We start from the raw sequence: 21,530 nt of genomic DNA on the forward strand, positions 1-21,530 counted from the left end.
TGTTGAGCGCAAAAAGGAGATAGGTATCGATGAACGAAATTTACCAATTTGATGAAATTGCTAGACTTCCATTGCCTGGGGATAACTGCGCCGTTGCGACTCGTAATTTAGACGCTGGCACCGTCATTCATTATGATGGCCAAACCTTGATCATAGATTATACTGTTATGGAAGGTCATCGTTTTGCTGTGAAGACAATTGATCCCGGTGTAGAACTGCTTTCTTGGGAAATGCCGTTTGGTGTGGCTCTGCAAGTGATTCAGCCCGGTCACTATGTAATAAACGAGGCGGTATTGGACGCACTTAGAGTGCGTCAGCTGAAATTTACTTTGCCTGCTAAGCCCAATTTTGCGGATCAAGTTCATCCGTATATTCTCGCCGAGGCAAACTTTCAGCCCGCTCCGGCACCGCCCGCTTACTCGGAAACTCGCACCTTTATGGGGTATCGCCGCGATGAAGTCCGCGGAGTGGGTACCCGCAATCACATCGTCCTGCTCGGCACCACCTCCCGCACGGGCAGCTATGTGAAGCAGCTTGCCGCTCGTCTGCAAGGCGAGCTGAAGAACTACCCTAATGTCGAAGGGATTGTCCCAGCGGCGCACACGGAGGGTGGCACGGAAAAGCCGAACAACCTGGACTTGCTGCTGCGGACGCTCGCCGGATTTATGGTAAACCCTAACGTCGGTGCGGTTCTGGCTGTCGATTATGGCATTGAACCGGTAACCAACAAGATGTTGGAAGCGTATTTGCGCGAGCACAACTACCCGATCGATGATGTGCTGCACAAGTTTGTGTCGCTCCAAGGCGGCTTTGAAGAAAATCTGGTCCAATGCGAAGCGATTGTACGAGAGTGGCTGCCTACCGTTAATGCGATGCAGCGGACGCCTGAATCCATTAGCCATCTCAGGATCGGCCTACAGTGCGGCGGCTCGGACGCTTTTTCCGGCATTTCCGCGAACCCGCTGTTGGGTTGGATTTCAGAAGAGTTAGTGCGTTACGGCGGCGCTGCCAGTCTGGCGGAAACCGATGAATTGATTGGCGCGGAGCCTTTTGTCCTCTCGAAGGTGCGCAACGTGGAAACCGCCCGCAAGTTTTTGGAGATGGTGCAGCGTTTCAGGGAGCGCACGTCCTGGCATGGCGCCAGTGCGGAAGGAAATCCATCCGGCGGCAACATGTACCGCGGCCTTTATAACATTTATCTCAAATCCATCGGCGCTGCCCAGAAGAAAGATCCGATCACTCGCCTCGATTATGCCACAGAGTATGGGGAGCTTATGAAAGAGGGCGGGTTTTATTTCATGGATAGCCCAGGCAACGACCTCGAGAGCATCGCCGGACAGGTTGCTGCAGGCTGCAACATGATTTTCTTTACGACGGGCAACGGCTCCATCACCAATTTCCCTTATTTGCCGACAGTCAAGGTTGTGACGACGACACGCCGCTTCCAATTGCTGTCCAATGATATGGATGTCAACGCGGGGCAGTATCTGGAAGGCAAGTCTATGGATGAGCTCGGCAAGGAGGTTTTCGAACTCACCATCCAAATCGCTTCCGGTCAGCGGAGTGTTGGAGAGAAGGCGGGTCATGCTCAGGTGCAGATCTGGCGCAATTGGCAGCAAAACGATGCGAGCCAGCTGGAGACTTTGCTTCATCCCCCTGTGCCGACGGGAGAGCCTATTGAAATCCAAGAGGATGCGGAAGCGACGGCTGGCCTCATCCAATTCAACCTCACTCGGCATCAAGATCGCACGGCCAGCGACAACATAGGCTTGATCCTGCCAACCAGTCTTTGCGCCGGACAGGTGGCCAATTTGATTACGCAACGGCTGAATACACAGGGTGTCGGGCAACCCGAGCTTTCGCGATTCGTGGCATTGGCTCACACGGAAGGCTGCGGGAATTCGGGGGGGCAAGCCGAACAGATGCTTGCTCGAACGATGATCGGCTATATCACTCATCCAATGGTGAAGCATTGTTTGCTGCTGGAGCATGGCTGCGAGAAAACCCACAACGACTTCATGCGCCATCAGATGGAAGAGAGCGGTGTCGACGCGAGTCGACTTGGCTTTGCCAGCATTCAGCTGGACGGCGGAATTACGAAGGTGACGCAGAAAGTAGAAGCATGGTTTGCCGATCAAGTGGCAGCAGCTGGAGCAGCTGAGAAGGAGTCAGTCGGTCTGGAAGGCCTGCGTATTGGCATCATAAGCGATGGTCCCATCTACGACGATGAAGGAGAGCAGCTGGCGAAGCTGACCAAAATGGTTGTGGGCGCTGGCGGCTTAGTGGTTGTTCCTGAGAACAGCGGTCTACTTTCCACGGGCTCTTATAGCCAAAATATAATCACTTCGTCCAATGTCCTGCCGTCAATTGCCTATGGTGAGCATGTCCGCCGCAATGGCTTCCACATCATGGAGACCCCGACCGAGCATTGGGTGGAGACAGTTACGGGCCTAGCTGCCACGGGTGTAGAGTTAATTATCGCGCTAGTCGGTAGTCGTCCGATGCAGACGCATCCGTTCGTTCCTATGCTGCAAATAGCATCGGAAACGGGAATGCTGCAAAACTATGACAAGGATCTGGATTTGCTGCTCAGTGGAGATCCGAATGCTTGGACGAACAGGATTCTAGAACGCGTAAAGCAAGTCATTGAGCATACCTATACACCCCGTCTCTACCAGCAGGGTAATGTTGATTTCCAATTAACACGTGGCTTCTTGGGTATTTCGTTGTGAGTTAATTTCTATTTGAAAAAGGAGTGAGCAGGGTGATCCCCTGTACACTGACCGAGGAAGAGTACAAAGAAAGAAGAAATAGATGCTGTGGTACGGAAAGAGCCACTCTCAACGTTGGTTGGGAGTGGCTCTTTTTGTCAACTGTCCAAATTAGACTCTTCGATCCAGTTAATCCGTTTGGTAATCAGACCAGATAGAGTCGCATCTGCGGCTGAATATTCTTTTTGCAGCTGAGTAACGACAGGACGAATTTTATTCATTGCAGAGAGTGTTTGGCTTTGCGAGTTCGTGATTCGACCTTGTACAATCCAGTCCGCAATGAGGCCGTCAAACCAATAGTCTGCCATTTTCAACGTGTCGCTGATATCAATCTCAATATGAAAACTCCGATTCAGGTCGGTCAGTTCGTCACGGAAATTCAGGATCTGGTGATTAGCCCGATGAATAAACCGTTTGGCATCGTCCACATGGGTGTGCTTTGCATGGGTGCTGATCATACCGCCGCCGCCCCATAAGTCCCATTTCCCCCAATTCTCTGCTTTCTCCAAGCTATTGGACGCATCTGCTAAGGAAGCTAGTACAAGCTTTCCAGCAGTAAGCGCTTCTTGCAGCTCTTTTACCAAAAGCTTTTGATCGTCGATGTTGTCGTCCATTCTTTCAAGCTCACTTGATAATAGAGGTGCGTTTAAGAGTGCGGATTCCTTCACAACCATTAGCTTCTTATAGTCGTCTTCTGCACGTTGATAGTTGGCGAGGTCATCACCGACTTGAATCAAAGCATTCTGTGCATCCAGAAGCGCCTGCTTGGCATTTTCTAATTGAAGTGCAGCGGTGAGGACTTGTTGCCGTTCCATCTCAAGTTGCTCGGATTTACTGCGAAGAATCGTGTGGAATAGATTCACAAGTGACAATCGCGTCAATCGATCTACATCTGCCTGCTCCGATTCAAGCTGTAACTCAAGCCGTTGTATGAGACGTTCCTGCTCATATACTCTATTCAGAAGATCTTCTCTTTTGCGTTCTGCTTTGTGCAGCCGAAACATCCGTTCTTTCGCTACCCTCAATTGAAGGTTTAGATTATCTGGCATATTCATCCCTCGTTTCCCAGCATTTGTTAGATGGATCACTTTTTCTATACGTGCTTATCGGTTGGTGGTTTCGGAAATTCTTACATATACAATATGTGACTTCCCTATGGTATAATTCATACTTTGTAAATTTAGAGAGAAATAGGAGAAATCATATGATCACCAAACAACTTTCACCACTTGTTCAAACACTAGATTTGAAGCCGCACCCTGAGGGTGGATGGTACAAGGAGCTATGGAAAGCCTCATTCGAAATCCCAAAAGAAGTACTCAATGAAGCATACTCTGGTTCGCGATACGCAGCGACTTCGATCTATTTCCTGCTTCATCCAGATGAATTTTCGGAATGGCACACCGTTTTGTCCGACGAGTTATGGTTATGGCACTCTGGAAGCCCGATCGTGCTTACATTAGGAGGGACGAGTGAGCAACCTAAAGCGACACAGGAAATAATTCTAGGTCCTGATGTGCTGAACGGTCAGCATCCACAGGCTCTTGTTCCAGCGCATGTATGGCAAATGGCGCGACCGCTGGGCGATGAACCTGTTTTGGTTTCCTGTGTAGTTGCACCGGGTTTCCATTATGATGACTTCAAATTAATTAAGAGATAATGAGAAATAAATATATTTTGCTAAGTGTCAAGTATTTTGGTATCGTGAAGATAAGAATGATTTTACGCGTGAAGCACACGTCGCTAGCTCTTTTTTCGGAGCCTAGCGGCGTTTTGTTTTTTTAAGGAGGTGGTAGTTGTGTTTGAGAAGGAGTATGAAATCTTTTGGGAAGACCAAGTAAGGAATGCAAGCGGTCAGAGGCTGGAAATGTTGCAGAGAGACCTGACAGGAACGAAGAAGCTTTTGGAAGAAGTGTTACTGCCTGTTTTGGGGACTTTAGAGGGTTTGGTGCTTGAATATGAAATGATGAGCTTGTCAGGTGTGAAGATATACGGTGACGTTTTTCACCCCAAGTTACGGACCGTGTTCGAGGAGGACAGCTTCGTCACCCATGCTGAGAAAATCACGAGGGACCGTTTCTCATTCGAGAGGGCGCGTGCACGATCAGTTGCGATATTAGGTTACACTTACTTTCCATATAGCCGAGATGAACTAGAGAAAAAGCCGAGTTTCTGTCAAAGAAACCTGTATGAATTGATCGGCCGAATCGGAAACGCGGAGGGTGTAGGTTTGCTCCAGCTACCTGTTTATGAACGGGAAGTTTTGAGGTTTTCGTTGCTAGGTAATAAACCTTTTCGATTGACGGACGTATGCACATGGCTTCAGCTTAAAAGTGAGACTTGCAGAAAAGTATTGCGAGATTTGGAAGCAAAAGGTTTGCTTTATCCAATTGGTAGAGGAACGATTAGAAGTCATAAATTCATGATTACTGAAAAAGCGATGGGTCTCTTGCATCGTAACAAGTAGCATAAGTCGAAAAAATCGAGTTACGCGTGGCGAGAATGGCAATAGGAGTAGTGTAAGTCGAAAAAATCGGCTTACGCGCGGCAACCATGCCAAAAGGAGTAGCGTAAGTCGAAAAAATCGAGTTACGCGTGGCGAGAATGCCAATAGGAGTAGCGTAAGTCGAAAAAATCGAGTTACGCGCGGCGACCATGCCAAAAGGAGTAGCGTAAGTCGAAAAAATCGAGTTACGCGTGGCGAGAATGGCAATAGGAGTAGTGTAAGTCGAAAAAATCGAGTTACGTGTGGCGAGAATGGCATTAGGAGTAGCGTAAGTGGAAGAAATCGATTTAAGCGCGTACTGCGAGCAACCACACATCCCACACAATAAACGTAATAAAACACATATTCACGCCGACTGTTGTACAATAAAATGGAGTTATGGCAAGTAACTGAACGAGGTGGCAGTATGGTTAATATTTTAGTTGTCGATGACGAGCCGATGATTTGTAAGGGTGTTGCGACGATTTTGAAGCAGTCCAAGTTGGACATTAACGAGGTCTTCATAGCGTATAACGGGTTTGAGGCCCTAGATTTTATACATTTGGAGAAAATAGATCTGGTGTTTACGGATATTCAGATGGAGAAAATGAATGGGATTGAGTTGATCGAGAACATTTTCTTGGAAGACCCCTCCATTCCGATTGTGATTTTGTCGGCGCATGGTGAGTTTGAGTATGCCCAGAAAGCGATCCGTTTTGGAGCGAAGGAGTATCTGGTTAAGCCGATTACGCCGCCGCATCTCATTTCGGTTGTGACCAAGCTGTTGCAGGAAAAGGAAGAGAAGGGACAACGTTTCGCCAACTGGGAAGGCTCTCGCACGTTGCCGGGGCATATGTCGCATGAAACGAATTACTTTTTGAATGAGTTGGTGACAGGGACGATCCATGAGTCCGAGGTGCCTTCTATTCTAGAGACGCTGGATCATCGAATGAATGGTACGTATTTTAGCATGCTGACCATCAAATTATCACTCGAACGAGGCGGGATTCATGATCAGGAAATATCCACGTTGAAGGACCGCAGTTTGTTGAAATACGCTGCTCTGAACATCATGGAAGAAACCGCGAGTCAGTGGAACCATCTTGTTTTCAATAATCACAATTCCACCTTCACCTTGCTGTTGCAAATAACGGAAGAAGAGAGCAGGGGCTCAATGAGGGTGAATCAACTGTTGATGGTGGCTCAAATGATTCATACGAATTTGCTGAAATATTTGAATGTGAAGAGTCAGATCGGCATTAGCCGCATTCGTGAAGGTATTACGCAATGGCCGGTGTTGTATAAGGAAGCGCTCGAGAGCTTAACCTGTTGTGAAACGAATAAGGGTCACTACATGTTCTATATCGAAGATAAAGACAGCATCACACAAAACCCGAACTTAACAGTTGCAGGTGTGGATGAGGTGAATCACCGGATTGTTTACGATACGAAAGTGTATATTGAGGGACATTTTTGCGATAAAGGGTTGAAGCTGCAGGAAATTGCGGATGCAGTGCATTTGAGTCCTAATTATTTAAGTTTTTTGTTTAAAAAAGTGATGGGAACGAACATTTGGGACTACGTCACGAAGCTGCGTATGGAAGAAGGGAAGCGCCTCATCCTGACAACCGATAAACGACGCTATGAGATTTCTGAAGAAATCGGTTATGAATCACCGGAGCATTTTAGCAAAATATTCAAAAAGCATTTCGGGATCAATATCTCCGAAGTGAAGCAAGCAGGTACGTAAGATACGACATACTTAGCGTAATACGACACATCGCTCATGGATGGCTCTCCCTTTATAATCAAAACTGTAGCAACCACAAGTGAGAAGCGATTCGAAAGGGGAACCAAACATGAAAGCAAAGAAAGCGTCTACAATGAGTGCGATTGCACTAACCGTATTGCTTGCAGGGTGTAGTTCAAGCAACGGGACAATGAGCACGGCGAGTCCAGCCCCAGCGGCCAAGGAATCCACAACTGCTGCTGCAACGGCAACACCAGCTGCGAAGAAAGTAACGCTCACTGCACAGAGCTTTAAAGCAGATCAAAAAGAAAAAAATGATCAACTGGATCAGCGTATTACGCGTTTTAAAACGAAATTTCCAAATGTCGATTTCAAAAAGGACGACTGGCAGTACAATCCGCTTGAGATCGGGATCAAAATGGCATCGAACAGTGCACCAACCGAGTATACAACGTATGCAACGGAAGGGAAGGTACTTGTTGATAAGAAGTGGGTAGCAGATATTACTGATTCCATGAGTTCATGGGATCATGCCAAGGATATGAACGATCTGCTCTCCAAACCATTTGTTGTGAACGGCAAAACCTACGGTGTGCCGATCGATGGTTACGTCATGACGATTACATTGAATAAAAAGTTGTTCAAAGATAAAGGTGTAGAGCTTCCTCCAATGGATTGGACATGGGACGATCTGCTAGCCGCAGCGAGAAAAATCAATGATCCAGCCAAAGGGATCGCAGGCTTTATTCCAATGGGTAAAGGACCGGAAGCAGGCTGGAACTGGACGAATTTCCTCTATGCAGCGGGCGGCGATGTTCAGAAGCTGGAAAATGGGAAAGTGGTAGGTGTATTCAATTCAGAGGCTGGCTTGCAAGCGCTTGAATTCTACAAAAAGCTGAAGGATGAGAACTTGATCCCGCAAAACTGGGCACTTGGTTATGGTGATGCGTTGAATGCCTTTGCTCAAGGCCGTGGCGCGATGGTGATGTGTGGTAGTGGTAACGCTGCCGATACAGCAATCAACGAAGGCGGCATCAGCAAAGATGATCTCGTTGTATATCCAATGCCTTCCTTTACCAAAGGCGGCAAGCATACAGGCGTACTTGGCGGTAACTATCGCGTGATTAATCCGAAGAGTGATAAAGATCAACAAGAAATGGCGTTCAAATGGATTACGGATGAGTATTTCACAGACGATTTCTTGAATTCCACGAAAAAAGAAATCGAAGATCGCAAAGCCAAAAACCGTGTGTACATTCCACAACCAATCAACTACTGGAAAGATTCCTCCGATTTCGGTAAAAAGTATACAGATCTATTGACGAAGTATGATAACGTGTTCAAATACGATCCGCAATTGCTAGCAATCTGGGATGGTAAGCCAGAAGCGCAATACGAAGCTCAAAAATATTATACGGAAATGGCAAATGTCATTCAAAAAGTATTTACGACGAAAGATGTGGATTTGAAAAAAGCGCTGTCTGAAGCCGCGACCAAAGTGCAAACGGAAACGTTTGACAAAGTGAAGGTCGAATAGGCAAGCCTAATCCCCGGATCTAAACCGTTTATGGTTTAGATCCGATTTTCTCATAAGGAGTGTTTAGGATGGATGCAGAGCTGAGCGCACAACCTGTCGTCGCAAGCAAGGTTTCGAAGAAGAAAATAAACTGGTACTTATGGGGGACGCTGTTTATCTTACCGGAAGTCGTGCTATTCATTATCTTTCTGTGGGTGCCTATTTTCAAAGGCATTTTCTATAGCTTCTTTAACATTGATTTTGTGGATGGTAATGAGTTTGCTGGATTGGGAAATTATGTGAGTATTCTTAAGGATGATCTGCTATGGATTTCGATCAAGAATACATTGATCTATATGGCGTTAGGTATTATTCTTGGCTTCTGGATCCCACCATTGGTGGCAATAGCAGTGTCGGAGCTTCGGCGGTTTCAAGGCGCTGCACGTATCATTAGTTATCTACCAAGTGCGGTACCTGCCATTGTTTTATATGGGATGTGGATGTGGTTCTTTGATGCCGTTGGCCCAATTAACAGCCTGTTGCAGAAGGTAGGCATAGGGCAAGTTTCCTTTTTCAGTCCGAAATTAGCGATGGCTTCGATTGTTATTCTAGAAACATGGCAAAGCTTTGGGGCGGCTACGTTAATCTACATAGCAGCTATTGTGGGGATTCCGAAGGATTTATACGAAGCGGCAGAAATCGATGGTGCCAGTGTGTGGCAGCGAGTTCGTTATATTATTTTGCCTAGTATCAAAACGTTAATGGGGCTGTTGCTTGTGCTCCAATTGATCACGACCTCACAAGGCTTCCAAGCGCAGTTATCGATGACGGACGGCGGTCCTAATAATGCAACGCTGACGTACTTATTATGGCTCAACCATACGGCGTTCCGTGATCTGGAATTTGGCAAAGCAAGCGCCATGGGCAGCTTGATGTTCTTCGTTCTCATTGGAATGACCATCCTTTACAACGTCATGCAGCGTAGGAGTGAGAAAGCATGAAGCAAGGCGAACGCGGGTTAATATCCCAACATGATTTCAAAAAAGGTTCCGTCAAACTCGGTTACACCTTCATGGTACTGCTCGTGCTGGCGATTGCGGTTACGACCATCTATCCATTCCTGAATACTTTTTTTGGCTCACTGAAAACGCGGGAAGAGTTTTTCACCTTTCCACCAACTTTTTTCCCGAAGCACTGGATTTGGAAAAATTATGATGATGCTTTCAATAGTTTTGACCTTCCGTTATTGACGTTTTTGAAAAATACGCTAGTGATTTATGTTGGGAATGTGGCCTTCTCCCTCTTATTTATTGGGCTTGCCGCCTACGCGTTATCCCATTTGAAAGTACCTTTCAAGCGTTGGCTGACACTTTTCTTTTTCTCGACGCTTCTGATTCCGCCGGCAACGTACATCGTACCCAACTTTCTGAATTTGAAAAGCTTAGGGATGATCAACACCTACTGGGCGTTCTGGCTGCCAGCGGCGGCAAATGCGTATTTCATGCTGCTGCTCAAAAATTTCTTCGATGGCATTCACAAGGAAGTACTAGAAGCTGCGCGTATCGATGGCGCGAGTGAATTCACGTCTTTTCTTCGGATTGCCGTTCCGCTTTCGACTCCGATCATCGGAACCTTGCTCATGCTGTCGTTCTCGACAACGTGGAATGATTTCTACTGGCCGAGTATCGTGATGACGGATAAAAGCATGTACCCGCTCGCCACAGGTATTTATCGCTATGTTGTGTACTCAAACTCTGTGATTCCATGGAGTGTACGCTTCGCGGTGTTGACAATGGCCATGCTGCCGCCAGTGCTCTTCTTCTTGATTTTCCAAAAGTTTATGATTCGTGGATTATCGGTGTCCAGCGTGAAAGGTTAGGGGGAAACGCCCATCAGAATGCGAATTCTGAAGGCGTTTTCTTGTTGTTTTAAAGGAGATTCCTTCAGGCATAGCGAACCTACTGTTAGCTAATGTGCAGAGGTGCTGTTCATGGCGGCTTAGGCGGAAAGCTTTTGAAAGGATGATAAGCAGGTATGCGCAAAATGCTGCAAAATATGAAGTTGATGAAAAAGCTGATCCTACTTCTTATCGTCTTCGTTGTGATTCCAACGCTCGTCTTGGATTTGGTCGTTGCCAAGAAGCTGGAATCTATTACAGAGGAACAGGTAGGGACGGCGCTGCTTCAATTAGTTCGCGGAAGTCATTTAACACTAGATCGGGAAAGCAGCGATTTTGAGGAAAAAACAGAAAAAATTATGATTTCACAAGAAATCCAACAATTAGTAAGTGTTCCCTCATCCTCGGAATATGAGCGCTTTGAGATTTTCAAAACGTTAGATAAATATTTGAACAATTATTCAACCAATGCCGTCAGGTATTCATTATTTTTCTCGGACAAAGACAAACTGTACTCCTTCGTTCCCAATTCAGACCTGTTGAATAATGGGGTGTTTTATTCGACGGATATGACCGACCTATCGTGGTATAAGGCGGTTAGTGATGCGAAAGGGAAGGGCATTATTCGTGTTATTGATAAATTTGGATACAACCCGAATAACACACAAACTGTCGCTTATTTGAGGCAGTTAAACAGCATTTATAACGGCGAAACGGTCATCGGCTACTTGGTTGTGTCGGGCATTGAGACCCCGTTGCAGATGGATTTCGTCCCTTTCGACAAGTATAAAGATGCGCAAATCCTGCTGCTCGATCCTGATAATACGGTATTAGCTACGAATACGGAAGCCTTCGGCATAGGCTCGAAGATTGCTGTTCCCGAGGGGAAGGAAGAAGGGGTTTATAAGCAAATCGAGAATGGAAATGAAATCATGTCGGTCATTCATACGAGTGAATTTACGGGGACGAAGCTGCTTATGCGCGTTCCGGTTCAATCGATAATTATCGATCATATTAGCGTTCAGCGCCTAGTGGATTGGATTATGTTGATTTATTTCCTGATCTTGATCTTGGCGAGTATGTACTTTATTCAATCGATTTTGAAGCCGATCTCCAGGCTGGCTCGCATCACGAATTCCTACCACCCAGGAAAACCTTTAGCCATTACCATGCATGCAGAGAGTAAAAATGAAATCGTGCTGCTTAGCAATCATTTCATTCGCATGACGAATCGATTGAATCAGACGATTTATGATCAATATGAACTTGAATTAAAACATAAAGAAGTTGAATTGTCGATATTGCATACACAAATCAATCCGCATCTCCTCTATAACACGTTGGAGTCCGTCTACTGGCATACCTTAATGGAGGGGGCGGCGGAATCTGCTGAAATGATTAAGGATTTGTCGCTCATTATGCGAATTGGACTTAGTAAAGGCAAGCTGCTCATTCCCGTTATGGAAGAAATCAATCATGCTGAGGCGTATGTGCGGCTCCAGCTGTTCCGCTATGAGTATGCGTTTAAGGCGCATTGGGAAATTGAAGAAGAGGCCAAGCGCTTCCTCATGCCGAAGGTGGTCCTGCAGCCAATTATCGAGAATGCCATCCTTCATGGAATCAAAAATATGAGCCAAGACGGGGAATTATGGATCAAGGTGAAGCACAATGATGGGAAAATCATCATCAGCGTGGAGGATAACGGCTATCGACCAGCGGATATCGCGATGTTGAATGCGATTTTGCAGGGGAAAGAGAGCAATAAAGGGTTTGGGGTTATTAATGTACAGAAGCGGATTCAGCTGCATTTCGGTGAAGGGTATGGCTTGCAGTATGCGCTCAGGGAGGATCAGGGGGTACGGGCTTGGATTGAAATCCCTGCGGTGTTGGATGAGTCGGATTGGAAGTAGGGAGGAACAGGGCTTGGGATCCCATTCCCCGCCCCCAAACCTTGTCCGTTTATCGGGGTCGCTGCCATTTCTTACGGTAGACCAATGGCGTGTCGCCAGTACGGTCTTTGAACAGATTGATAAAGTGGCTGACATTGTCAATGCCAACTGCGGCTGCAATCTGGGATACGGGCATCTCAGAATACTTCAAGCGTTCCTTTGCATGGGTCATTCGGATGCCAATCAAGTATTCGTGCGGCGAGAAGCCTGAATACTGCTTAAAGCGTTTGGCCATATGATACTTGCTGACGGCGTGTTCGTGTGCAAGCACGTCTAGCGAAATAGATTCCGTGAATCAGGACTCCAGCGTTTGGCAAATATCATCAATGTACCCAGGCTTGTCCGACTCGAACAAGCCTTTTTCCTGCGCTGTTAGGACGATCTTGGTCAGTAGATCAACTAGCAGCTTGGATGTGAGGAGCTCCGTGGCAGCGCTTTTTTGTTGTTGGATCTGCAGTGTTTGACGTAGTAATGAAGAAACTGAGGAGTCGTTCGACAGCTGTAGAACTGGCTCATGTGACGCTTCAAAATGCTCGTAGTAGGCTGATGTAGCACTCCCGTGTAAATGAACCCACAGAAGCTCTAGTGGTTCCTGAGGATTGGTTGCGTAATGGTGATAGCTATCACAATAAATATAAAAGGTCTGATGGGCGCTTAAGGAATAGCTCCTGTCTTGATAAGTCAGCAGGCCACTGCCTTTAAGAATGTAGACGATCAAATAGGAATCAAGTCCTTCCCGTTCTGTGAAATAACCAGGCAGGGTATGGGAATGACCGATTTCTTGAACGTAATACAGGTTCGTTTTGGCGATGTAGAGGGGCTAGAGATGAACTGAATAGAGTCCTCCGACCATGCGGTTGTAAAAGTTTCTTTCATACAAGGAATGCCTCTCCTTAAATCACAAGATTTTATTATTTTAAACCAAGATCCTTGGATGATATCTCAATTGTAAGCCATTACAATAGTTCTATAAAGTTATTATTTATAATGAATGGGAGATGTATCTATGTCCATATATCTAGCAATTAAAGCAAGCCTTAAGCCGCGTATCGGGTTGTACTCCGTAGGACTTCGAGCGTATTGGGAGCAGTTCCCTGGCTTAAAAGAGCGATTGGAAGAGTACGGTCGTTTCATTGAGCAACGAATGTCGGCCTGGGCAGACGTATTTTACTATGGGCTTGTCGATACGGAAGGAGAAGGGCGGAAGGCAGGCGAATGGCTGCCTCGAGTTAGTCGATAAAACCGACTAACTGACGTGCCGGAGGAGCAATCCGCCCCGAGTTAGTCGAAAAAATCGACTAACTGACGTGCCAGAGGAGCAAGGCGCCCCGAGTTAGTCGAAAAAATCGACTAACTGACGTGCCGAGGGAGCAATCCGCCTCAAGTTAGTCGAAAAAATCGACTAACTTGCGTGCTGGAGGAGCAATCCGCCCCGAGTTAGTCGAAAAAATCGACTAACTGACGTGCCGGAGGAGTAATCCGCCACGAGTTAGTCGGAAAAATCGGACCGACTAACTCGCGCTAGTGCAGAGAACAGAAGAAAAAACGCAACCGTCCCAAAAGGACGGTTGCGTTTTTTGCATCCACGGTAATTAGCCGTAGGTTTACCACGGCATTGCTCACTTCAACCAGATGCTAGCGGGTGCTGGAGTTATTTTTTGTCGTGGAGAAGTCCATATGGTTCATTTATCCACATTCGCGGAAACGCGTAGCTATTTAGTTTTGCGGTAAGGGTGACGTCTCTTCGGCTGAATCGGAGTTTTCCGTCACATCGATGTAATGATCGATCGAATCTAGCACCTGACTAAGCGGCGATTGAGCAAAAATAATACGATCCGAGTGAATAGCGTTATAAGTACTGTCAGCTTTGTTAATTTTGAATCCTCTATAATTCTCGTAAATGGTTTTCATTACAATCTCTCCCTCGCTAGGATGTATATAATAAAATACCATCTTATGGGTAAGTTTGGTAGAGGTGTAAAATAAGAGATTCTGTCAAATTATGAATGAAGAAGTGATTTTCTCGTTAATTTGTGTGGGATGGAGAGGCTAGTTGGAGAATGAATCGTGTTTTTTGCTATTCTGTGCTTATTTATGTTACAGTTGGTGAGAGGTGATTAATTGTGTTGAAATTAAGTATTTTGGATCAATCACAAATTGGAGAGGGTCGTAATGCGGCGCAAACGTTGGCTGAGACGACTGAGCTTGCTCAAGAAGCTGATCGCATTGGTTATAGCCGCTTCTGGGTGTCAGAGCATCATGCCTCGCAAGCGTTGGCGCATTCGAGTCCCGAGGTGCTGATCGCACATTTGGCCGCCAAAACCGAGCGAATCCGACTAGGCTCTGGAGGCATCATGATGCCTCACTATAGCGCATATAAAGTAGCTGAAAACTTCCGCTTGCTGGAGGCGCTGCATCCGGGGCGTATAGACGTAGGCCTAGGTCGTGCCCCAGGCGGAATGCCCATATCCACGCGGGCGCTGCAAGAGGGGAAATATACAAGCGTTGACCAATACCCGCAGCAAATCGCTGATTTGACGGGTTATTTATATGATTTATTGCCGGATAACCATCGGTTCGCCGCGCTGCATGCGTCGCCGATAATACCGACGGCGCCGGAAATTTGGCTGCTCGGTTCTTCCTATGACAGCGCAAGAATTGCTGCTGATCAAGGGGCTGCTTTCGGCTTTGCGCAGTTTTTTGGAAACGCGGATTGTGAGCAGGCGCTCCGTATTTATCGCGAGCATTTCACACCGTCTATCTTGAATGAGAAGCCGCACTCGCTTGCAGCGGTGTTAGTCATCTGTGCGGACACGGAGGAAGAAGCGAATCAACTGGCACTGAGCACGGACTTATTTTTCCTGTCATTAGGTCGAGGAATGCTGCTGCCGTCGTTCCCTTCAGTGCATACAGCGCTCAATTATCCGTATACGGAAAATGACTACGCAACAATTCGAAGCGGCCGCCATAAACGTATTGTCGGCACGCCGAAGCAAGTGAAAGAAGAGATATTGAAGCTGAATGAGGCATATCAAGCCGATGAAATCATGGTCGTCTCGCCGATCCATAACATCGAGGCGCGATTGCACTCGTATCGATTGCTAGCGAAGGCGTTCGAGCTGTAGTGTTATGTGCGAGGGTGACCTGGAGCACGGTTACTGTGTAACCTGCAAAATTCGAGGCGTGGAATAACTGGAGAATATACAGCTAATTTCTGCTGATTTGCGTAAATTTGAGAAATAACTGGGTTTTATGTAGTTAATTTTGGCAATTTGGTCAATTTTCAGCGAAAACTTGTAAATTAACTGTAGGTTATCCAGTTATTCTCTGAAATCCGCGATTTTGAGTGAATTTAACTTCGAGTTTTCCATTTAAATTTGCCAAGAGCGTCGTTGTAGGTACTTCATGCCGGGAAATCTGGCTAAGTCGTGAAACCTGCATTTGCGTTTTTTGGTAACTGCCATTACACTTAAACAAAAAACGGTGGAGTGGTGGCATGAGCAAGAATCGCGTATGGAACAAGGGGAAACGGAATGGTGGAGGTGGCCCAGCACCTGGAACTGGGTATAAAGAGAAGCTTGCCGCAGAACAGCCGTTTAAAGCGGAGGTTATTGATCAATCTAATCCGATTAATCAAGTGAAGCGCATGAGTCGTGAGAATTGGGTAGAACGACCAACCAGACCTGCTCGACAACAGCAGCCCAATAAATAAGTAATCCCCAAAAGCCTAACTAGTCTCCAACCATGGAGACTAGTTAGGCTTTTTTAACGTCAAAATTCTCGCCAGCCAGGAATTCATACGACTTTTTTCGCTCAGTGCCCCATATAAATGGAAAATGTGCCGAGAGTAGGTTTGAAGTAGTAAACGGATGCGGATTCGACAAAGGAGGACTTTCATCATGAGATCCGTTTTGAAGCTAGAAATTGTGGAAGCGAAGGTGATGATTGCTGCTGGTATTCAAGCTGCCCAGGAAGCGAAGGCAGCAGAAACGATCTGTATTGTCGACGAAGGCGGATATCTGTTAGCGTTAGAGCGGATGAATGGCGCACGCAATACGAGTCCAGAGCTGGCGATTGCGAAGGCATTCACGGCGAGTGGACATAGACGGTCGACGCATCTATTCAATAAGCCTGGCGGTCCGGCGACAATTCACGGTGAAGCCTTTGGGATTCATGCGATGATGCCGGGGAAGTTTGCGATTTTCGTAGGCGGATTTCCCATCGTGGTGAACGGTCAAGTCATTGGCGGAGTAGGCGTCAGCGGAGGGGCCGGCGACGAGGATATTGCCGTTGGCGTAGCGACATTGAAGGCGCTTCAGCAGCACCTCGGCGATAAATTCGAGGTGGTTACTGATGCGGATATTAAGAAATGAGAAAACCCCGACAACTCTCCATAGAGAGAAATCGGGGTTCTTTCTTACAACAAGCTTCTAACGTATGAGAACGTTTCTTCGATCGTGTGATCTTGGAGCCGTTCTAACGAAATGTCGACACCAGGCTTATGCGAGTGAAGCTTTGCTAGGAAGGAAGCTGTCTCGAATATTCCTTTACCAGACTCAATTTCATTCTTTTGACCATTTTTCACTACATAATCCTTCAAATGAGTCAGTACTATTCGGCTGCCAAAAGTTGCGAAGGCATGATCCAAAAAAGCTTCTTGATCTTGCGGCTCAACCACAGTTGGAGGAAGAAGATTAACCGGATCGAAAACGACACCCAGCGTGCTGGAAGGTACTTCTTCCAAAATTCGAGCCATCTTCTCTGTACTTGACAGTGTATGTGTGAAAACAGGCTCTAATCCGATATGAACGCCCCAACGCTCGGCTTCTTCAGCTAATTCCTCAACAGTCTGCCTAAAGATGTTCCAGCCAATAGCCTCGTAGCCTTCAGCATCTTGTGAGAGATACGTTGTCAGATCTCCCGTTTCAGTCGCCACAATGGATGTACCGAAGTCTCTGGCATATCGCAAATGCTCTTTGAATCTATCGATTTCATAACGACGTTGCTGCGGATCAGGATGAATAGGGTTGATGTAGCAACCTAATACGCCAATCCGAACACCTGCGCGATGAAATTGCTCGGCAATATGATTAGCAAGAGCTGGACTTAGTTTCCCGAGACTTAAATCATAATCGCTAATCGCTTTACTGAGCGCTAACTGAACGAAGTCGATGCCTCGACCGCTTAGCTTCGCAGTCAGTTCCTTCAAGGGCAGATGACCGACGGTATGAGCGAGTGTACCGATACCCATCTATCGAGCCATCCATCCGCCGTCCACGCAGAGCACGTGTCCGTTCATATAATCGGAAGCGCCCGAAGACAAGAAGACAACAGGACCTTTCAAATCCTCTGGTGAACCCCATCGACCTGCTGGAATACGCTCAGTAATAGAAGCCGTGCGTTTCTCATCTTTGAGAATAGGAGCCGTGTTATTCGTCGTCATATAGCCCGGGGCAATGGCATTAATTTGGATGCCTTTTCCAGCCCATTCGTTCGCTAATGCTTTCGTCACACCTGCAATGGCATGCTTACTAGCTGTGTAACCAGGTACATTAATTCCGCCTTGGTACGTCAGCATGGAAGCAATATTCACGATTTTACCGCTGCCGCGTTCGATCATATGACGACCAATCAGCTGGCAAAGGAAGAATGCGGAGTTCAGGTTCAGGTCAATAACATCGTGCCAATCTTGACGTGCGTGATCAACCGCTGGTGTACGACGGATAATGCCTGCATTGTTAACTAGGATATCGATGCTGCCGTAAATACCAATAGCTCTAGCAACAACATCTTCAAGGATGTCTTCGTTGCTAAGATCTGCTGCGATAAGCTCAGCTTTACCGCCTAATGCGCGGATCGCTTCAACGGTTTGTACGCTTTCAGATGAGGATACCGCAATTACGTTCGCGCCTGCTTCTGCAAGTCCAATTGCCATGGCTTGGCCTAGGCCGCCTGAAGCACCTGTAACGAATGCTGTTTTTCCGGAGAGATTAAAAAGTGTCATGACGTACTCCTTTTCAAAAAAGAGATTATAGGTTTCATTTGTGTAGCTTCTACTTACTTAAAGTGTCTCAATTTGAATGCCCGTTTCGCGGAACTGCCGAGCTGTTTCTTCTGTCAACCCGCTATCGGTCAAAATCATGGCCACTTCGGAAAGGGATGCGAAGGTTCGCAACGCACATTGTCCAAATTTGAAATGATCGATAACGCCATAAACGGTTGCGCTAGAACCTATCAAAGCACGCTTATATTCAACAAGATCATTCGTATAAATCGTAAAGCCGTGCTGTAAATGCACGCCAGTGGCGGAAATAAACGATTTCTGAATGTTGAGGTCTCGGACATAATTGACGGCTTCTGGGCCAGCAAGCATGTTGCGCAATCGATAGCCGCCAGGCACGACAAGTCGAATTTCATCTTTATGGACAAGCTCGGAAATGATGTAGAGATCGTTAGTTACAACCGTAAGCGGCTGATTTTCCAGCCGCCTAGCGATTTCAAGCGTTGTAGAGCCGCCATCCAGTGCGATGATATCGCGAGGCTGGATGTATCGGAGTGCGAGGGATGCAATCTCCGATTTTTTGTCCGTATGCTTGATATTCGGTTCTTTCACGGAAAGTATGCCAAGCTGATCACTTTGAGCTAGCATGGCACCGCCATGAATGCGGATGAGCAGACCCTTTTCCTCCAGCTTGGCTAAATCCTCGCGAATGGTTTTTCCTGTTACTTCCAGTCGTTCACTCAGCTCATTCACGGTGACTTCTTTCTGAGCGAGTAGAACTTCCATAATCGTTTCATATCTACGTAAAGGATTCACCCTAGTTTCATCCGTTCTTTAGAGGGGATTACCGATTATTTTAGATCTTGCATAGCTACGGCGTCCATATCGTTGAACATTTGGTTTTCGCCAGCCATACCCCAAATGAATGTGTAGTTGTTCGTTCCAACACCACTGTGGATAGACCAGCTTGGTGAAATGACAGCTTGCTCATTACGCATAACAACGTGACGCGTTTGTTGCGGTTCACCCATCATGTGGAAGACAACTGCATCTTCTGGCATGTCAAAATAGAAATAAACCTCAGAACGACGGTTGTGCGTATGAGTTGGCATTGTATTCCACATGTTGCCTGGCTTCAATAGCGTCATACCCATAACAAGTTGGCAGCTTTGAATGCCATCCAAGTGGATGTATTTATAAATCGTACGCTCATTGGAAGTGTTGATGCTGCCTAGGTGTGCAGGCGTTGCTTCACTAATTGCAACTTTAACAGTTGGGTATGTTGTGTGAGCAGGTGTGGAGTTGAAGTAGAACTTAGCTGGGTTTGCTGCATCATCGCTGGCAAAGGAAATTTCTTTGGAGCCAAGACCGATGTAGATACAGTCTTTGGAATCCATCGTGTATGCTGTTCCATCAACAGTGATTGTACCTCTTGCTCCAACATTGATAATACCGATCTCACGGCGCTCTAGGAAGTAGTCTGCAGCCATTTCTTTGCGATCAGCTTCTAATTGAAGTGTTTCCGTAGTTGGCAGGACGCCGCCAATAATGAAACGGTCAACGTGTGAGTAGACTAATGTCACTTGGTTTTCTTTAAATAAGGACTGAATTTGAAACTCAGCTTGAAGACGTTCAGTATCAAATTGTTTAACTTCATTCGGGTGTGAGGCATAGCGGATATCCATGGATTAATCTCTCCTTAGAGTCGGTTTATTTATGTTGATATACGTTCATATAGGTTTAATTTACTTCATATCGACGATTTAGGCAAGGAGATCTTGTGTACTTTTTCGGAAAATTGGGAAGTTGTGAATAAAGTCAGCGAAATATGTACAAAACAAACAAACGAGCGAAGTTTAATATGAGAGCAAGAAATAGGAGGCGTATTTAAATGGACAAAAGTCACTATTTTGATCGTGTATGTAACGATACAATTCCAACCCTACCGGATGAAGAAGATACAACTCCGACGGATATGTTAAGTGAGGCTGTTGAAGAGATTATGGATAATATAAGTCATCCATTTTCGGAGGATGATCACACGGATCGAGACTAAAATGATTCACAGTTGTAGACTTACTAACTATTCAAAGCGATCTAATCCCTTCCTCTAGGAAGGGATTTTCTTTTTGACGACAGCGCAGTACAATGACCATAAGAATGGATGGGAAGGAGCTCCCGATGCCTCAAACGAGTAGTCTGTTTCCAGCTTTATGGACGGATCATCCCTGCCACCCGCAGGTGGTTGCTTATTATTTTAAACAATGGCAAGGCTTTCATATGCCCTTTCACCGACATGATGCTACAGAGATTATGTACACCATACAAGGCTTTTGCGAGGTCGAGATCCAGTTGTCTCCCGCTCGAACCGAAAGGGTGAGATTGAAAAAAGGAGAGTTCATCCTGCTTAATGCGAATATCGCCCATCGACTTATCGTGGAAGACGATGAGCCATGTCGCATGCTCAATGTGGAATTCCGCTTTATTGCGCATAAGGGTGTGATGCCCTCTATTCAACAACTAGCCGCGGATGAGAAGCAATTATCCTCCTTATTGGAGGTCCAGACGTCATATTTAGTGTTGCGCGATCCGGATGAAGTTTATCATGTGATGAAAAGTCTAGTGCTAGAGTTAGATAAGCCGACTGACAAAAGTGAGACGATGATTCAATTGTTGATTGCCCAGCTGCTGATCCGAATTGCTCGTTTGCGCCGTGAAACCGTAAGCAGTAGTTCGGTACAAAGCGAATGGTATGTGAAACAAAGCATGGATTATATGCATCAAAATTACGATCGCGAGATCCAAGTGAAGGATATTGCTAGGGCTGTGAATTTACATCCAGGCTATTTACAACGCATATTCAAAACGGTTACAGGGCAAACCCTGATGGCGTATTTAACCGAAATAAGGATGGAAAAAGCACAAATGCTGCTGCTCGAAACAGACATTCCGATAGCAGATATTTCGGATTATATCGGGGTGGGCAGCAGACAGTATTTTCACATGTTATTTAAAGCACATACGCATCTAACGCCAACGGATTATCGGAAATCGATGAACACGCACAAGCATATGTATCCAGAAGGAAGTTAGGATTTTTGACACATGGTAAACAATGAGGTTAGAAATTTGATAACGTTTTCTCTCGTCTGCTTGGTACA

22 protein-coding genes are annotated in these 21,530 nt (G+C 46.2%); 14 read left to right on the top strand and 8 right to left on the bottom strand.

The features are described 5' to 3' along the window. The first annotated feature begins 29 nt into the window (after positions 1 to 29). Positions 30 to 2,732 (top strand): UxaA family hydrolase, encoded by a 2,703-nt coding sequence (locus AC58QC_RS08320; RefSeq protein ID WP_497414737.1) that lies wholly within the window; start codon positions 30 to 32, stop codon positions 2,730 to 2,732. A gap of 137 nt (positions 2,733 to 2,869) precedes the next feature. On the opposite strand, the gene AC58QC_RS08325 is transcribed toward AC58QC_RS08320, so the two are convergent. Beyond that, entirely contained in the window at positions 2,870 to 3,820 is a 951-nt protein-coding gene (locus AC58QC_RS08325; RefSeq protein ID WP_497414738.1) for a hypothetical protein, read from the bottom strand. A 158-nt stretch (positions 3,821 to 3,978) separates the two neighbouring features. Here AC58QC_RS08325 and AC58QC_RS08330 point away from each other — a divergent pair, with 158 nt between their 5' ends. The 7 genes from AC58QC_RS08330 (at position 3,979) to AC58QC_RS08360 (ending at position 12,329) form a co-directional block, all read left to right on the top strand. Further along, on the top strand, positions 3,979 to 4,431 hold the full coding sequence (locus tag AC58QC_RS08330; protein WP_436239523.1) for a cupin domain-containing protein: 453 nt from the start codon (positions 3,979 to 3,981) through the stop codon (positions 4,429 to 4,431). A gap of 138 nt (positions 4,432 to 4,569) precedes the next feature. Further along, complete coding sequence (locus AC58QC_RS08335; RefSeq protein ID WP_497414739.1) at positions 4,570 to 5,238, top strand: hypothetical protein; 669 nt, start codon at positions 4,570 to 4,572, stop codon at positions 5,236 to 5,238. A 445-nt stretch (positions 5,239 to 5,683) separates the two neighbouring features. Further along, on the top strand, positions 5,684 to 7,006 hold the full coding sequence (locus AC58QC_RS08340) for a response regulator (RefSeq protein WP_497414740.1): 1,323 nt from the start codon (positions 5,684 to 5,686) through the stop codon (positions 7,004 to 7,006). Positions 7,007 to 7,115: 109 nt separating this feature from the next. After that, the gene (locus tag AC58QC_RS08345; RefSeq protein WP_497414741.1) at positions 7,116 to 8,543 is read left to right on the top strand and encodes an ABC transporter substrate-binding protein; all 1,428 of its coding nucleotides are present in this window, start codon (positions 7,116 to 7,118) and stop codon (positions 8,541 to 8,543) included. 68 nt (positions 8,544 to 8,611) lie between these two features. Then, entirely contained in the window at positions 8,612 to 9,523 is a 912-nt protein-coding gene (locus tag AC58QC_RS08350) for a carbohydrate ABC transporter permease (protein ID WP_497414742.1), read from the top strand. Further along, positions 9,520 to 10,401, top strand: a complete 882-nt coding sequence (locus tag AC58QC_RS08355; protein ID WP_497414743.1) for a carbohydrate ABC transporter permease — start codon at positions 9,520 to 9,522, stop codon at positions 10,399 to 10,401. The genes AC58QC_RS08350 and AC58QC_RS08355 overlap by 4 nt, the downstream gene beginning before the upstream one ends. A 155-nt stretch (positions 10,402 to 10,556) precedes the next feature. Then, a complete protein-coding gene (locus tag AC58QC_RS08360; RefSeq protein WP_497414744.1) occupies positions 10,557 to 12,329 on the top strand; it encodes a cache domain-containing sensor histidine kinase in 1,773 nt (590 codons plus the stop codon). A 49-nt stretch (positions 12,330 to 12,378) separates the two neighbouring features. Here AC58QC_RS08360 and AC58QC_RS08365 read toward each other — a convergent pair whose 3' ends face one another. Together AC58QC_RS08365 and AC58QC_RS08370 are read right to left on the bottom strand one after the other, a co-directional pair. Then, the gene (locus AC58QC_RS08365; RefSeq protein ID WP_497414745.1) at positions 12,379 to 12,639 is read right to left on the bottom strand and encodes a helix-turn-helix transcriptional regulator; all 261 of its coding nucleotides are present in this window, start codon (positions 12,637 to 12,639) and stop codon (positions 12,379 to 12,381) included. 24 nt (positions 12,640 to 12,663) lie between these two features. Then, positions 12,664 to 13,179, bottom strand: a complete 516-nt coding sequence (locus tag AC58QC_RS08370; RefSeq protein WP_497415156.1) for an AraC family ligand binding domain-containing protein — start codon at positions 13,177 to 13,179, stop codon at positions 12,664 to 12,666. Positions 13,180 to 13,374: 195 nt separating this feature from the next. Here AC58QC_RS08370 and AC58QC_RS08375 point away from each other — a divergent pair, with 195 nt between their 5' ends. Continuing rightward, on the top strand, positions 13,375 to 13,608 hold the full coding sequence (locus AC58QC_RS08375; protein ID WP_497414746.1) for a hypothetical protein: 234 nt from the start codon (positions 13,375 to 13,377) through the stop codon (positions 13,606 to 13,608). Positions 13,609 to 14,084: 476 nt separating this feature from the next. On the opposite strand, the gene AC58QC_RS08380 is transcribed toward AC58QC_RS08375, so the two are convergent. Next, the gene (locus tag AC58QC_RS08380) at positions 14,085 to 14,279 is read right to left on the bottom strand and encodes a hypothetical protein (RefSeq protein ID WP_497414747.1); all 195 of its coding nucleotides are present in this window, start codon (positions 14,277 to 14,279) and stop codon (positions 14,085 to 14,087) included. A 212-nt stretch (positions 14,280 to 14,491) separates the two neighbouring features. Here AC58QC_RS08380 and AC58QC_RS08385 point away from each other — a divergent pair, with 212 nt between their 5' ends. The 3 genes from AC58QC_RS08385 (at position 14,492) to AC58QC_RS08395 (ending at position 16,741) form a co-directional block, all read left to right on the top strand. Continuing rightward, on the top strand, positions 14,492 to 15,493 hold the full coding sequence (locus AC58QC_RS08385) for an LLM class flavin-dependent oxidoreductase (RefSeq protein ID WP_497414748.1): 1,002 nt from the start codon (positions 14,492 to 14,494) through the stop codon (positions 15,491 to 15,493). A gap of 371 nt (positions 15,494 to 15,864) precedes the next feature. Next, positions 15,865 to 16,080, top strand: coding sequence for a hypothetical protein (locus AC58QC_RS08390; RefSeq protein ID WP_497414749.1), 216 nt, complete (start codon positions 15,865 to 15,867; stop codon positions 16,078 to 16,080). A 187-nt stretch (positions 16,081 to 16,267) separates the two neighbouring features. Beyond that, entirely contained in the window at positions 16,268 to 16,741 is a 474-nt protein-coding gene (locus AC58QC_RS08395; RefSeq protein WP_497414750.1) for a GlcG/HbpS family heme-binding protein, read from the top strand. A 44-nt stretch (positions 16,742 to 16,785) separates the two neighbouring features. Here AC58QC_RS08395 and AC58QC_RS08400 read toward each other — a convergent pair whose 3' ends face one another. Genes AC58QC_RS08400 through kduI form a run of 4 tightly spaced genes read right to left on the bottom strand, consistent with a single transcriptional unit; the run spans position 16,786 to position 20,054 of the window. Next, positions 16,786 to 17,619, bottom strand: coding sequence for a sugar phosphate isomerase/epimerase family protein (locus tag AC58QC_RS08400; RefSeq protein ID WP_497414751.1), 834 nt, complete (start codon positions 17,617 to 17,619; stop codon positions 16,786 to 16,788). Continuing rightward, complete coding sequence (gene kduD / locus AC58QC_RS08405; protein ID WP_276574892.1) at positions 17,620 to 18,372, bottom strand: 2-dehydro-3-deoxy-D-gluconate 5-dehydrogenase KduD; 753 nt, start codon at positions 18,370 to 18,372, stop codon at positions 17,620 to 17,622. Positions 18,373 to 18,429: 57 nt separating this feature from the next. Beyond that, positions 18,430 to 19,185, bottom strand: coding sequence for a DeoR/GlpR family DNA-binding transcription regulator (locus AC58QC_RS08410; RefSeq protein WP_497414752.1), 756 nt, complete (start codon positions 19,183 to 19,185; stop codon positions 18,430 to 18,432). 35 nt (positions 19,186 to 19,220) lie between these two features. Then, positions 19,221 to 20,054, bottom strand: a complete 834-nt coding sequence (gene kduI, locus AC58QC_RS08415; protein ID WP_497287853.1) for a 5-dehydro-4-deoxy-D-glucuronate isomerase — start codon at positions 20,052 to 20,054, stop codon at positions 19,221 to 19,223. A gap of 206 nt (positions 20,055 to 20,260) precedes the next feature. On the opposite strand from kduI, the gene AC58QC_RS08420 reads away from it, so the two are divergent. Continuing rightward, positions 20,261 to 20,425 carry a hypothetical protein gene (locus AC58QC_RS08420; RefSeq protein WP_497414753.1) on the top strand — a complete coding sequence of 55 codons (165 nt, stop codon included), beginning with the start codon at positions 20,261 to 20,263 and terminating at the stop codon, positions 20,423 to 20,425. 125 nt (positions 20,426 to 20,550) lie between these two features. Then, positions 20,551 to 21,462, top strand: coding sequence for an AraC family transcriptional regulator (locus AC58QC_RS08425; protein ID WP_497414754.1), 912 nt, complete (start codon positions 20,551 to 20,553; stop codon positions 21,460 to 21,462). Positions 21,463 to 21,530: the final 68 nt, after the last annotated feature.

It is taken from the genome of Paenibacillus sp. J22P51 (genome assembly GCF_059692215.1).